Raw genomic sequence first — 14,405 nt, forward strand, 5'->3', positions numbered from 1 at the left:
GAGACTGTTGTTCTTCTGTCCCAACAAAAGCCTGATGATCATATCGAGATAGAAATTAATCTTGATGAGATTGATGCTACAAGTGAAGAGACAAAGGCCACATACAAGGAAATCGAAGAATGGGTGCATAAACACTATGGATTTCATGTGACAAATCTGAACATTGCGCAGGTGAAGCAGAAACATGGGATTATAGAAAGAGAGAATTACAATAAGCCTAAATCAGAAAACAGCAAGCAACCGGGATGCCCGGAAGAAAAGGTTAAAGCGATTGAAGAAGCTCTAAAACATTTTCAGATGATATAAATAAAAACTCGTGACTATCGGTATTTGGTGGCCACGAGTTTTTTTACGTACATTTTACCAATGTTGATAATGGATTTTACATGTATCTGCTAGCATTGCGCTAGGAGGTGAAGAGTATGTCTAAAATATGGAGTTTTGTAAATGACTTGAAGGTCAAGAAGAATCATAAAATCACAATGTTTATGTGGCTTACAACAATACTATATGGATTAACTGGCGGTTTGATATGGGGATTGATTGGAAGATTGATATTACCTGAAATAACTTGGCTATTTTGCTTTATAGGGTACCCTGCGGTGTTCATGGGACTGTTTGGCGGTGTAATCTATCTATACAATCATGAGTTCATATGATTTTTCAAGACTTTTACTGAACTTTTACATAAAGATGGTTATGGATTTTACATTAGGCGAATATTATTGTCATTGTAAAAAATACGGCGCCAAATTATGTAAGTTTAGAAAGGAATGAAAAATATTATGAAGAGAAGAATAATTGCTATTATGGCAGCAGTAAGCATAATGACATTTGGGCTAGTAGGATGTGGAAGCGAGAGTCCCCAAAGTGCTGATGCTGCAGAGCAGGGAAAAAATGTGGAATCTGTAGAATTAAATGGAACTATTAAACTTGCAGGCTCAACTTCTATGGAAAAACTTTGCGAGGCTATGGCTGAGAGTTTCATGGAGAGAAACCCAGGAGTGACAGTTACCGTTGAATATACTGGCTCAGGTGCAGGTTTGGAATCTCTTGCAGCCGGTTCTGTAGATATCGGAAATGCTTCCAGAGGCCTGAAGGATGAGGAAACGGCAAGTGGTGCAGTAGAAAATATTGTGGCAATTGACGGTATTGCAGTGATTACTAATAAATCTTGTAGTATCAAGGATGTGACATCAAAGGATCTTGCTAAAATCTATTCGGGCGAAATTACAGACTGGGCTGAGCTTGGTGGTAAGGAGCAGCCAATCATTGTAATTGGTAGAGAGGCAGGTTCAGGCACAAGAGATGCATTTGAAGAGTTACTTGAAGTAAAGGATGGTTGCGTGTATGCACAGGAGTTGGATTCAACAGGAGCAGTTCTTGCAAAAGTAGCAACTACACCAGGAGCAATCGGTTACGTCTCGCTTGATGTGGTTGATGACACCGTGTCAGGATTAAAGATTGATGGAGTGGAGCCAACAGAAGAAGAGATCCTAGCAGGAAATTACATGCTTCAGAGACCGTTTGTAATGGCTACAAAGGGCGAAATGTCAGGGCAGAATGAACTGGTTCAGGCTTGGTTTAACTATATCAATTCTGATGATGGTAAGGAAGTTATCAAACAAGTTGGACTTATTATTCCACAATAAGGGGTATACATGAAGAGAAAAGCATTTATAGAAAAAACTGCCAAAACATTATTCGAGCTTTGTGCAGTAGTGGCTATATTTGCAGTTTGTGCAATTACTATCTATATGTTCATGAAAGGTGCCCCGGCTTTAAAGGAAGTCGGGGTTTTTGATTTACTTTTTAAAACCATATGGAAGCCAACTGCAAGTGAACCATCTTATGGTATTGGATTTATTATTTTGGCTTCGGTAGTAGGAACTACCACTGCACTTTTTCTTGGAGTTCCGATAGGATTGTTAGCTGCAGTATATATATCAGAAATGGCAGGAAAAACAACAGGAAACATTGTACGAACTGCAATAGAATTATTGGCTGCCATTCCATCAGTAATATATGGATTAATTGGAATGATGGTACTTAATCCGATTATGTTTAGATTTGAGCAAATAATATTTGAAGACGATAGTTCTCATCAGTTTACTGGAGGAGCAAACATGCTTTCTGCAATTATTGTACTGACAATCATGATTTTGCCAACGGTAATAAGCGTAAGCACATCGTCGTTAAAAGCTGTATCTGACACTCTTAGAGCAGCGTCGTTAGCACTTGGTGCAACAAAAGAACAGACAATATTCAAAGCAGTTATTCCAGCGGCGAAATCAGGAATACTTACAGGTGTAGTGTTAGGTACAGGTAGGGCACTTGGTGAGGCAATGGCTATAAATATGGTTGCAGGGGGAGCAGTTAATATTCCGTTACCATTTAATTCTGTTCGTACTCTTACCACTCAAATTGTAAGTGAAATGGGTTATGCCCAAGGTACGCATAGACAAGTATTATTCACAGTGGGATTAGTCTTATATATTTTTATCATGATTGTGAACTATGCATTGCTAAGAGCAAGGAAAGCGGGGATTGATGATGTCGATTAGTAGAAGAAAGTTTATTGATTGTATCCTGCGCTTTTTAATATATATCTGCTCGATATTTTCAGTACTTTTGTTACTTGGAATTATTGGATATGTGTTAATAAGAGGTATTTCTGCGGTTAACATAACATTTCTTACTTCAGTAACAAGCGTATTGAAAGGAACTGTGGGGATAGCAGGTAATATTGTAAATACATTACTGATTATTCTTATCACCATGATAATTGCAACTCCAATCGGTGTAGGTAGTGCAATATATCTTAATGAATATGCAAGGCCTGGGAGAGTTGTAACAGCAATAGAATATGCAACAGAAACCTTGAGCGGTATTCCATCCATTATCTTCGGCCTATTTGGAATGATGTTTTTTGGAGAAAAGCTCGGATTAGGTTATTCACTTTTGACAGGATCTTTAACATTGATTCTCATGGTGCTCCCTTTGATAACACGAAATACGCAGGAAGCATTAAAAACTGTACCAAGTTCGTATCGGAATGGTGCAATCGGACTTGGAAGTGGCAAATGGCACATGATACGAACAATACTTCTTCCAAGTGCTATGCCGGGAATAATCACAGGAGCAATACTTGCCATAGGAAGAATTGTGGGAGAATCAGCGGCACTTTTATTTACAGCCGGAAGTGCCAAGTTATTACCCCAAGGGATTAGCGGACTTTTAGCTAAACCATTTCAGTCTGGAGGAACCCTTACTATTCAGATGTATCTATCTGCCACAAGTGAAGGTGATTTCGAAACAGCATTTGGAATAGCTGTAGTGCTTTTGATTATCGTATTGGCTATAAACCTTGCAACAAAAGCATTAACAAAACGATTTGATGTGACAAGAAAGGAATAGTAATGGGAGAAACAAAAATCAGTGTTAATGATTTGAATTTATATTATGGACAAAATCATGCATTAAAAAATGTAAGCATGGAAATAAAGGAGAAGGCTATTACGGCATTTATTGGACCATCAGGTTGCGGTAAATCTACCTTTTTGAAAACTCTAAACAGGATGAATGATTTAGTTGAGGGAGTAAGGATTGATGGGACGGTAAAAATCGATGGAGAGGATATTTATGGTAGAGATATAGACACTATGCTGCTTAGAAAAAAAGTAGGCATGGTATTTCAGCAGCCAAATCCATTTCCAATGAGTATATATGATAATGTGGCTTATGGTCCAAGAGTCCATGGCATTAAGGATAAGAAAAAGCTTGATAAAATTGTAGAAGATAGCCTGAGAGGAGCTGCGATTTGGGAAGAGGTGAAAGACAGATTAAAGAAATCCGCTTTATCACTTTCCGGGGGACAGCAGCAAAGAATATGTATAGCCAGAGCTCTGGCCGTAGAACCTGAGATTCTGCTGATGGATGAACCTACATCGGCTCTTGATCCTATCTCTACCACAAAGATTGAAGACCTTATGGAGGAATTAAAAAAGAACTATACAGTAGCTGTGGTCACACATAATATGCAGCAGGCCGTGAGAGTATCGGACTATACTGCATTTTTTCTTGTAGGTGAGATGGTGGAATTTGGCACAACCAAGCAGATTTTCTCTTACCCAAATGATAAAAGAACTGAGGATTATATCACCGGAAGGTTTGGCTAATATGCTTAGTGAATTAGTAAGAATTATAGAAGGGAATATTCGAATGAGAAGTAAATTTGATGAACAGCTTTTAGAACTTAATCATAAGATGATTGAGATGGGAAACAATATAATATCCTCGATTCAGAAGGCTATAGAAGCGTTGGTAGCCCGAGATATTGATCAGGCAAAGCTGATTATGGATGGTGACGCAGAAATTGATCATCTCCAGAAAGTAATCGAAAGTATATGCTTTAATCTTTTGATACAACAGCAGCCAGTTGCAAGAGATCTTCGAACAGTGACAGCAGCAATGAAAATGGTTACTGACATGGAGCGAATAGGTGATCATGCAGCAGATATTTCGGAAATGACTATACTTATGGGGCAGAATAGTCAAATAGATAAGTTTAATCATATTTCAGAGATGGCAAGCGAGACAATGATAATGCTCAATCATAGTATTGAAGCTTATGTAGAAAAGGATGTTGTAAAAGCTAGGGAAGTTATTGAACATGATGATATTGTTGATGAGTTGTTTGTAAAGGCAAAAAAGGATGTTATCCAACTTATCTTAAATAATCCTGAAGAAGGTGAGGAGGCAGCCGATATTTTGATGATAGCAAAGTACTTTGAACGAATAGGGGATCATGCAACAAATATAGCAGAGTGGGTAATTTATTCACTAAAGCAGAAGGAGAATGAAGATGAAGTATAAAGATATTAAAGAGAATGAAGAGGTACTGGCATTAATAGCAAAGGGAAATGAAAACCTTGGAATATTGGGGTATACAGACCATTCAGAAGTACATGCAGCTTTGGTAGCCGAGCGTGCTACCAATATTCTTGAGATTCTTGGATACAGTAAGAAACAGATTGAACTTGTTAAGGTGGCTGCATTTATGCATGACATTGGGAATGCCATCAATCGTAGTAGGCATGCAGAGTATGGTTCATTACTTGCAAATGACATATTAAAGAAAACAGGCATGGATAGGCAGGAGAGACTTACAGTGGTTTCTGCAATCGCCCATCATGACGAGTCAACAGGTGGAGCTACAGATGTAATATCAGCTGCACTCATTATAGCAGACAAAACAGATGTTAGAAGAAACAGGGTGCGTCAGAAACCAAAAGCCAACTTTGATGTTCATGATAGAGTGAATTATGCTGTTACCAAAACAGATCTTATTATTGATAAGGATAAAAAGCAAATTTCATTAAATCTCGAAATTGATGAGAAAATCTGTACCATGTATGAATATTTTGATATTTTTCTCGGTAGAATGCTGATGTGTAGAAAAGCTTCAGAACTATTGGGAGTAACGTTTAGATTAATGGTTAATGGAAATAAAGCATTGTAATAGTAAGCAAAGTTTATAATTTTACATAGATTTTACATAGGACATTCATACATTTTACTTTCATTCAGTATGCTAATAATTGGCGTATTTTTTTAGCATACCCAGAAAGGAATTTGTATGGATATTTTTAATGTTCTAAATATGATAGGTGGGCTATCCCTGTTTCTATATGGAATGAGCATGATGGGGAATGAACTGTCAAAGATGGCAGGCGGAAAGTTGGAAATAATTCTTGAGAAGCTTACTTCAAAGAGGATATTTGCGGTGTTGCTTGGCGCAGGAGTTACGGCAGTTATTCAATCATCATCTGCAACTACTGTCATGGTAGTTGGATTTGTAAATTCAGGCATTATGAAGCTAAATCAGGCTGTAGGTATTATTATGGGGGCAAATGTGGGTACAACTATTACATCCTGGATGCTTTCACTTACAGGAATCGAGGGAAGTACCATTTGGCTTAAGATGCTAAAGCCTTCATCATTTTCGCCTATATTAGCGGCAATAGGTATTATTTTAGTTATGTCAAACAAAGAAGAATCTAAGAAAAAGGATGTTGGTGGAATCTTACTTGGATTTGCGATTCTCATGTTTGGAATGGAAACAATGAGTGGAGCTGTGTCTGGGCTAGCAGACAATACTTCTTTTACAAGAATGATGACAGCTTTTAGGAATCCTATACTTGGAATGGCTGTTGGTGCAATTCTAACGGCAGTAATTCAAAGTTCATCTGCATCTGTTGGTATTTTGCAGGCACTTTGTTCTACCGGAGCTGTACATTATGCAGTAGCGCTTCCGATTATTATGGGGCAGAATATCGGAACCTGTGTAACCTCAATTATTTCATCTGTTGGGGCAAACAGAAACGCACGTCGCTCAGCGATGATTCATTTATATTTTAATCTTATAGGAACAATTATTTTTATGGTTGTATTCTATTCTTTGAATACAGTTATAGATTTTGTTTTTTTAGATAAGGCTGCTAATGCAGCAGGGATAGCTGTGATTCATAGTTTATTTAATATTGGTGCGACAATACTTCTTTTCCCATTTGCGGATAAGCTTGTAAAGCTGGCTGAAATAACCATACCAGATGGAGCAGAAGAGCCGGAGGCTAAAAAGGATTCTATCATTATTGACGAGAGATTCTTGGACAGGCCGGCATTTGCAATGGAATTATGCCGTGGAAAAGTAAGAGAAATGGCAGAGTATTGCCAGAAATCTATCACCTTATCACTGGAAGCCCTATTAGAATATGATAAGAAAAAGGTTAAGGAAGTTAAAAGACTTGAAGCTGTAGTCGATAAGTACGAGGATGCAATTGGCTCATATTTGGTAAAAGTATCAAGTAAGAATATTTCAAAATCAGATAGCCAAAGTATGTCCATTATTTTGCATAGTATCAGTGATCTTGAAAGGATTTCAGATCATGCCTTAGAGATTGTTAAATCAGCAGAAGAAATAAAAGATAAGGGCTTAGAGTTCAAGAAGGGGCAGCTCAGAGAAATGAAAGCTCTTTGTGGAGCTGTTAATGATATATGTGCACTAACAGTTGATAGCTTTTGTAAAAATGATGTAGAGCAAGCTACTCATGTTGAGCCTCTTGAAGAAGTTATTGATACACTATGCAAGACCATTAAGGAGAATCATATTAATAGATTGAAGAAGGGAAAGTCTACTATTGAGATGGGATTTATTTTGGATGATGTATTGACCGGTCTGGAGCGAGTATCTGATCATTGTTCAAATATAGCTGTTGAAATGATAACTATTTTAGATGATGATTATAATACGCATGAGTATTTTGAAAGCTTATCTAGTGAAGACAGAAAGAGCTTCAACAAGGAGTATGAAGAACTGATTAAGCAGTACCCCATCAGTAAGAAAGAGATAGAACAGTCTAAGGACGCACAATAGGAGAGAAGAATGGCGCTTATTTATATAATTGAAGATGATGACAGCATAAGGGAAATCGAAGAGCTGGCCCTCATAAATGCGGGGCATAAGGTATTAGGATTTTCATGTGCAAAAGATTTTTATGACAAGATGAATGATGTGATTCCGGATTTATGCTTAGTGGATATTATGCTTCCGGATGAGAGTGGCAATGAAATAGTAAAGAAGCTTAGAAAAAATCCTGAGACAAAGAAGCTTCCTGTGATTATGGTTACAGCTAAAACAACAGAGCTTGATTTAGTTAGAGGAATTGAGGATGGTGCTGATGATTATATCAAGAAGCCATTTTCGGTTATGGAACTAATCTCAAGGGTGAAATCCCTGCTTCGTAGAACTCAGGCTGAGGATATAAAAGAACTTAGGCTGGACGAACTAGTTATAAATAATGAAAAGCATGAGGTTACTATCAGTGGAAATCATGTTGAGCTAACCTATAAGGAGTATGAGTTTTTGTCTTTTCTTGTATTAAACAAAGGAATCGTACTGAACCGTGACACTATCATGGAGCAGGTATGGGGAGCTGATTACGAGGGGGAATCAAGAACTATAGACATGCATGTAAAAACTCTTCGTCAAAAATTAGGGGATTATGGTAGTAGAATCAAGACCGTGAGAAATGTAGGATATGTAATCGAATGAAAATAAGAATAAATATAAGACTGGTTGGAATTGCGATATTAGCAATTATCGCAACAGTTATTGGAATTACAATTATATATTACAATCTCTTTGAGGGTCAGGTGCGATCAGATCTATCTGTCAGTGCGAAACTTCTAAAGGATACCAAATATTTTGAAACAGTAGATATTGATGTAGATCAGATAGATTTATCTACTGATTTAGATGAGCTGCGTGTAACTTGGATTGATAAAGATGGAACTGTTTTATATGACAATGATGCCTCAGCGGAGCTATTGCAAAATCATTTCGACAGACCAGAGATACAGGCGGCTTTTGAACAGGGTGAAGGGGAAGCAGTTAGAAGATCTGACACTATGAATGAGGATACTTTCTATTATGCGTTGCGTTTAGATAATGGAACGGTTCTTCGTGTTGCTACCAATGCACAGAGCATTTGGGCGGTATTCATATCAGCGATACCAATTATTTTATTAATTATTCTCCTTATCATTTCAATTTGCATAGCGATTTCTCATCTGCTTACAAAACAGTTTTTAAAACCAATAGAGATTATGGCGGAAAATTTGGAGAATGCTGATTATGAATCACCGTACAGGGAATTGGATCCTTTGGCAGAAATGCTTCGCACCCAGCATACAGATATTTTATCTGCTGCAAAAGCCAGGCAGGATTTTACGGCTAATGTTTCACACGAGCTGAAGACACCGCTGACCGCTATTTCTGGTTATGCTGAATTGTTAGAGGGAGGAATGGTAGGCGCTGAGAAGCAGAATCATTTTTATCAGGAAATCAGAAAGAATGCCGACAGATTACTTGCATTGATAAATGATATTTTGAGACTCTCGGATTTGGATAGAAAAGATTCTGAGTTACATTTTACCGAGGTTGACTTATATGAGACTGTCTCAGAATGTATGGAAGTCTTATCAGTTAATGCGAAACAAAGAAACGTGACAATAGAGCTTGAGGGGAAAACGAGTATTGTTTGCGGAAACAAAGATATGCTCAAAGAGTTGGTTGAAAATCTGGGGCAGAATGCAATCAGATACAATAATCCTAATGGCAAGGTAAAGATTTCTGTGGGAACAATTGATGGTCAGGTTGCGCTTACAGTTAAGGACAATGGAATAGGAATACCTGCTTCAGAGCAGCAGCGAATTTTTGAACGATTTTATCGTGTTGATAAAAGCAGATCAAAAGCTACAGGTGGAACAGGGCTTGGTCTTGCGATTGTAAAACACATAGTTGAGATTCATGATGCCAAAATTGAGTTAGATAGTGCACCTGGGGTAGGAACGACTATATCTGTGTTGTTTTAGGATTATTTTTTCTTCTTCCCGCGTCCATTTCCTTTAACCGGTTTGCAGAGATCAGAGTAGCGCTGCAAAATGTCGGTAAAGGTCTTGAACTCGTATGGATCCATCTTAGTAAAATTGATTTTGAAGAGTTTGCTATACATGACCATCTGAGCCTGAGTGACATTGTCGGCGGTCTTTAATTCCTCAAATGAGTCAAGGATATCGTCAACCGGTGTGGTTGCATCACCGGTTTCTGCATCTTTGCCATGGGCATCTCGTATAGCTTTTGCTATTTTGACAATGTCGTTTCCAAGAAGATTGTTGAAGTAGTTGTCTTCAGATATGGTTGCTGCTTCTAAGGTTTTCATGTAATGATCTTCATCGGAAATGCCTTTATTTTGAAGCCGAACTCTTGTCTGTTCAATCATTTTGTTGATGTTTCGAAATTGCATTCCGGCAAGATTATCAACGTAGATTTCCATGTCCGAAAGAAAATTTATAAAATCCGGGTGCTTAATCATTTCACAAATCAATCTGACATTAAGCTTCCCACTTTTTAGTAAATCTACAGTTTCATCATCCAGTCCAAGTTCATCTATAGGAAATAGATGTTGTTCTCTATTTTCAGTAAGTCCCAGAAGATAGTCTGATGTTACTCCATAAAAATCCGCAAGTGTGATGATGGCCTTGTGAGAGATTTCTTTGTAATCATCTGTTTCATAATTTCCCAGTGATGCTCTGGATATTCCGGTCTGCTCTGACAATTCTTGCAGAGACAGGCCTTTTTCTATTCTTAAATCTTTTAGTTTTTCCTGAATTGATAATTTACACTTCAATGCTTTATTCCCCCAGTGCTTTTCCTAAAGTCCTTGTATATGTAAATCATAACAGAATGTAAGTTTGCTATAAATGATGAATTCCAATATCGTGGAAAAATTTGAGTAGAGCATCTATTTCCTACCTCTTGGATATACGGAGTTGGGCTTCTAAATCTTGGATAATTAGTCCATGAACAACGATAACGAGAGGAGGTGAAAAGCAAATGTTGTTAAATCAGGGATACGTTCCATGTAACAAACAGATTCATATCAAGATTCCCGAAAATGAATTACAAATGATTCACGACAGGATGGAGCAGATAGGAATCAAAAACATGAGCGCCTACATTAGGAAGATGGCAATCGATGGATATTACATCCACATTGATTTCAGTGAGTTATTAGAAATCATCAAACTTCTGAAAATTGACAGCAACAATATCAACCAGATTGCAAAAGTTGCCAATTCATGTGGCACTGTAGATAGCAAAACAATTTCTGATATGAAGGAGAATCATGAGCGAGTTTTGAAAAAGGTAGAAAAGACTTTCAACAAATACTTAGACATTTATTGACTTCGTTTTTAGCCTGCTTTGCAGGCGTAGCTTGTCGATGAAAATCGGCAATCAGGGGGATTGGGGCACACTCCCCAACAAGCAAAATCGCATCAGGTGTACACCGATGCACTGCTTGCCAATTTGTGAAAGACTATAAAACTATGATGAAAGGGAGGAAAATATGGGAAGGAATTACTTTGAAAATCCATCTTGTAATGTAGCTTTTGAAAGATGCATCGATGTACTTGCTGAGCTAATTGAAAAGTATGCCGGTAAGTTTGCTATGGATGATATAGGCTATGACTATTGCGTATATATTGGCAATACGCCGGTCACACTTGTTTATTCATACAAAAATTTGGGTGATCGACTCAAAGATTATTATAGGCAATGTTATCACAATCAAGACTCAGGGATGAAATCAGAAAAGAGCATGTGCCAAAAAGCAAGTTGACAGTGACACAGTGCGGAATTACAATGGTGTCAGAAAGCGAGGTGGCACAAGATGAAGATTACAATTCTTGATGAAGCCCTTGAAAGAATAAAGGAATTAGAAAAAGAGGTTGCAGAGCTAAAGGCGGAAAATGAAACGCTCCGTAACCGTAACTTCGGTGGTCGCAAAAAACATGATGAAGCTTGGATGGCAGCATACAATGATTTCATGTTGAAGTATGAGAGTGGCATGACTCTTATGGAGATTGTGGCAGAGGGGGATGTCAGCAGAAGAACAGCCTATCGTTATCTGGCATATTATAAAGAACTGCAGAAAATTGCAGGGACTTCAAAAAGTGTTCAGAAATGAACATTTTAGATTTTAAGTTTAAGACGTGGAATCTTGAGGTCAAAAAATTTGACCTCAAGAATTGGAAAGGAAAATATGGACGATAAAAAGAAGGAAGTGGTCGAAAATACTGAAATAGTTCCAGTAGAAATCACAGAAGAACTATTGAAAGAAAAACTATATGAAGTACGTGGTGTAAAGGTGATGCTTGATTCAGATTTGGCAGAAATATATGGATATACTACAAAAGCTTTGAATCAGCAGGTGAAAAATAATCAAGATCGCTTTGATAATGAGTTTACTTTTAAATTGACTCGAGATGAATGGAAGGACTTGAGGTCAAAAAATTTGACCTCAAGTTGGGGCGGCTCAAGATACCTTCCTAATGTTTTTACGGAACAGGGCGTTTATATGCTAATGACTATTCTGAAGGGAGAGCTTGCGGCAAAACAGAGTAAGGACTTAGTTAAAACTTTTAAGAAAATGAAAGATTATATTCTTGGAAATCAGAGCCTTATCGGTCAGCGCGAGGTTATGCAGATTTCGATACAGACCATGGAAAACACTTCAGAGATTTCAAACTTGCGTATGGATATAGGATCCGTTGAAAGGCAGATGTCCGATGTAATGGAACAGCTGGGGGAGGTAGTTACTAAATCAGAATTGGCAGATATGATGAATGGTTTTGTTAATAATGAAGATAATGGATGGCTTATGTTTAATACTAAGTATTGCAGTGCCGCTGTTGCTTATTCTTCCATATACAGCCAAGCGAAAAAGTCAATATACTTAGTCGATAACTATATAGGTCTTAGAACGCTGGTGTTACTGAAAAATGCGCCTGCAGGAACTGATATTAGAATATTCAGCGATAATATAGGGAGTGGTAAACTTCACAATGTTGAGTATACGGATTTCTGCAAAGAATACCCTAATATTAAACTCACCATGCAGCACACCGGTGGAATTTTTCATGACAGATTTATTGTTCTTGATTACGGAACAAAAGATGAACGTGTATTTCTGTGCGGTGCATCGTCAAAAGATGCAGGTGGTCGTATCACAAGTATTGTAGAAGATTTTGGAATAGATAAGTATAAACCGATGATAAAGAAATTATTGCAAAATGGATTATTGCAACTTCCATAGGAGGATGTTCTAAATGAAGAAACAAACAAAATGCTATATCTACACCCGTGTTTCTACAGCAATTCAGGTTGACGGTTATAGCTTGGACGCCCAACGAGATAAGCTAACCAAATATGCTGAATATCAGGATATGGAAGTTGTAAAAGAGTTTTCTGATGCAGGCCACTCCGGCAAGAATATAAATGGTAGACCGGAGTTCTCAAGGATGCTTGAAGAAATCGCAAGTGGTGCGGATGGAATAAGCTACGTTCTCGTTTTTAAGTTGTCAAGATTTGGAAGAAATGCAGCTGATGTTCTCAGTTCATTACAGCTAATGCAGGATTATGGTGTTAATCTGATCTGTGTAGAAGATGGAATAGATAGTTCTAAGGAAGCAGGAAAGCTTATGATTTCAGTTCTATCGGCTGTCGCTGAAATTGAGCGAGAAAATATTCTTGTTCAAACAATGGAAGGACGAAGGCAGAAAGCAAGAGAAGGTCGCTGGAATGGTGGTTTTGCTCCCTACGGATATACGCTTGTTAACGGGGAACTCATAATTGCAGAAGATGAAGCTGAAATCATTCGTATTATTTTTGACAAGTATATTCATACCAATATGGGTGTCAATGGTGTGGCAGATTACCTAAACACGCATGGATATAAGAAGAAAAAGCGTCAGAATAATACACTTGATGCATTTGCAAGTTCTTTCATAAAGGGGGTGCTTGATAATCCTATTTATATGGGAAAGATGCCTTATGGCAGGCGCTCTAATGAGAAAATTCAAGGAACGCGAAATGAATATCATGTTGTAAAACAAGACGAATATGATTTATATGATGGAATTCATGAGGCTATTATTTCAGAGGATGACTTCAGACTTGCAGCTCAAAAACGTAAAGAAACTGGAGTAAAAAGAGAAAAGACGCATAGCCTTGAGCATGAACATATTTTATCGGGAATATTACGGTGCCCTGTTTGTCATGGCGCTATGTATTCTAATGTTAATCGTAAAAAGAAAATTGACGGCACATACTATAAGGATTTCTTCTATTATGCATGTAAGCATAGGCTTAAAGTCGATGGTCATAACTGTAGCTACCATCATCAATGGGGGCAGGATAAAGTAAATGCTGCCGTAGAAGAGGTTATATATAAGCTCGTCAATAACCCAAAGTTTCAAGATGCTCTCAAAACTAAAGTGGGAGCAAAAACAGATACAGAAGAGTTGGAAAAAGAAAGAGAAATCTGTCGGACCAGACTTCGACAGACAATCGGTGCTAAGAATAAACTGGCTGAGCAGATGGACGCTCTTGATGTTAGTGACAGGTTCTATGACAGAAAATATGATGATATGCAGGAGCGCATGAATAAGCTATATGAGGAAATTGGTGCAATAGAAGATGAGATTGATACCATCTCCCTGAGAATCGAAAACATAAACAAGAAGCAGCTTTCCAAAGACTCTATCTATCGCATCCTTAAGAGCTTTGATAAAATATACGGTGAATTCACAGATGCAGAAAAGAAGCGCTTTATTAACTCTTTTGTAGAGCGTGTTGAAATCTTTGAAGAGGAACAGGAGGATGGTCGCTTCTTGAAGAGTATCAAATTTCGGTTCCCGGTATACTACAATGGGGCCGAGATACAGGAAGTGGATCTTTCTGATTCTGGTTGGGACTATCAAAGAAGCCTCGAGACTGTTGT

At 37.8% G+C, this 14,405-nt stretch carries 16 protein-coding genes and 1 pseudogene; 16 read left to right on the forward strand and 1 reads right to left on the reverse strand.

All coding sequences use genetic code 11. The features are described from left to right. The 11 genes and pseudogenes from BM294_RS16080 to BM294_RS14855 form a co-directional block, all read left to right on the forward strand. Nucleotides 1–306: pseudogene (locus BM294_RS16080) on the forward strand (23S rRNA (uracil(1939)-C(5))-methyltransferase RlmD); the annotation flags it as partial. A 116-nt stretch (nucleotides 307–422) separates the two neighbouring features. Next, nucleotides 423–659 carry a hypothetical protein gene (locus BM294_RS14810; RefSeq protein ID WP_091209781.1) on the forward strand — a complete coding sequence of 79 codons (237 nt, stop codon included), beginning with the start codon at nucleotides 423–425 and terminating at the stop codon, nucleotides 657–659. 114 nt (nucleotides 660–773) lie between these two features. Next, nucleotides 774–1,652, forward strand: a complete 879-nt coding sequence (locus BM294_RS14815; protein WP_091209783.1) for a phosphate ABC transporter substrate-binding protein — start codon at nucleotides 774–776, stop codon at nucleotides 1,650–1,652. Between the two features lie 9 nt (nucleotides 1,653–1,661). After that, nucleotides 1,662–2,564, forward strand: a complete 903-nt coding sequence (gene pstC / locus BM294_RS14820; protein ID WP_027114863.1) for a phosphate ABC transporter permease subunit PstC — start codon at nucleotides 1,662–1,664, stop codon at nucleotides 2,562–2,564. Further along, nucleotides 2,551–3,417 (forward strand): phosphate ABC transporter permease PstA, encoded by an 867-nt coding sequence (pstA, locus tag BM294_RS14825; protein ID WP_026528713.1) that lies wholly within the window; start codon nucleotides 2,551–2,553, stop codon nucleotides 3,415–3,417. Before pstC ends, pstA begins: the two co-directional genes overlap by 14 nt. A gap of 2 nt (nucleotides 3,418–3,419) precedes the next feature. Then, nucleotides 3,420–4,178: a phosphate ABC transporter ATP-binding protein PstB gene (pstB, locus tag BM294_RS14830; protein ID WP_091209785.1), complete on the forward strand. Its 759-nt coding sequence runs from the start codon at nucleotides 3,420–3,422 to the stop codon at nucleotides 4,176–4,178. Between the two features lie 43 nt (nucleotides 4,179–4,221). Beyond that, the gene (gene phoU, locus BM294_RS14835; protein WP_027114864.1) at nucleotides 4,222–4,875 is read left to right on the forward strand and encodes a phosphate signaling complex protein PhoU; all 654 of its coding nucleotides are present in this window, start codon (nucleotides 4,222–4,224) and stop codon (nucleotides 4,873–4,875) included. Next, on the forward strand, nucleotides 4,859–5,521 hold the full coding sequence (locus BM294_RS14840; protein WP_034446596.1) for an HD domain-containing protein: 663 nt from the start codon (nucleotides 4,859–4,861) through the stop codon (nucleotides 5,519–5,521). Before phoU ends, BM294_RS14840 begins: the two co-directional genes overlap by 17 nt. 117 nt (nucleotides 5,522–5,638) lie before the next feature. Continuing rightward, nucleotides 5,639–7,435, forward strand: a complete 1,797-nt coding sequence (locus BM294_RS14845; RefSeq protein WP_027114865.1) for a Na/Pi cotransporter family protein — start codon at nucleotides 5,639–5,641, stop codon at nucleotides 7,433–7,435. A 9-nt stretch (nucleotides 7,436–7,444) separates the two neighbouring features. Next, a complete protein-coding gene (locus tag BM294_RS14850) occupies nucleotides 7,445–8,113 on the forward strand; it encodes a response regulator transcription factor (protein ID WP_091209787.1) in 669 nt (222 codons plus the stop codon). Further along, nucleotides 8,110–9,435, forward strand: a complete 1,326-nt coding sequence (locus BM294_RS14855; protein ID WP_026528707.1) for a sensor histidine kinase — start codon at nucleotides 8,110–8,112, stop codon at nucleotides 9,433–9,435. The genes BM294_RS14850 and BM294_RS14855 overlap by 4 nt, the downstream gene beginning before the upstream one ends. 2 nt (nucleotides 9,436–9,437) lie before the next feature. On the opposite strand, the gene BM294_RS14860 is transcribed toward BM294_RS14855, so the two are convergent. Next, on the reverse strand, nucleotides 9,438–10,250 hold the full coding sequence (locus BM294_RS14860) for a helix-turn-helix domain-containing protein (RefSeq protein WP_026528706.1): 813 nt from the start codon (nucleotides 10,248–10,250) through the stop codon (nucleotides 9,438–9,440). Nucleotides 10,251–10,456: 206 nt separating this feature from the next. Between BM294_RS14860 and BM294_RS14865 the strand changes: the two genes are divergently transcribed. The 5 genes from BM294_RS14865 to BM294_RS14885 all read left to right on the forward strand — a co-directional run. After that, nucleotides 10,457–10,807, forward strand: coding sequence for a plasmid mobilization protein (locus BM294_RS14865; RefSeq protein ID WP_026664580.1), 351 nt, complete (start codon nucleotides 10,457–10,459; stop codon nucleotides 10,805–10,807). A 163-nt stretch (nucleotides 10,808–10,970) separates the two neighbouring features. Beyond that, entirely contained in the window at nucleotides 10,971–11,243 is a 273-nt protein-coding gene (locus BM294_RS14870) for a hypothetical protein (protein ID WP_027114869.1), read from the forward strand. Between the two features lie 51 nt (nucleotides 11,244–11,294). Further along, on the forward strand, nucleotides 11,295–11,591 hold the full coding sequence (locus tag BM294_RS14875) for a basic helix-loop-helix domain-containing protein (protein ID WP_091209789.1): 297 nt from the start codon (nucleotides 11,295–11,297) through the stop codon (nucleotides 11,589–11,591). Between the two features lie 75 nt (nucleotides 11,592–11,666). After that, nucleotides 11,667–12,719, forward strand: a complete 1,053-nt coding sequence (locus tag BM294_RS14880) for an ORF6N domain-containing protein (RefSeq protein WP_091209791.1) — start codon at nucleotides 11,667–11,669, stop codon at nucleotides 12,717–12,719. 13 nt (nucleotides 12,720–12,732) lie between these two features. Next, nucleotides 12,733–14,405: recombinase family protein (locus BM294_RS14885; RefSeq protein ID WP_091209793.1), on the forward strand; the 1,673-nt coding region annotated here is incomplete at its 3' end.

The organism is Oribacterium sp. WCC10 (assembly GCF_900113415.1).
Taxonomy (GTDB): domain Bacteria; phylum Bacillota; class Clostridia; order Lachnospirales; family Lachnospiraceae; genus Oribacterium.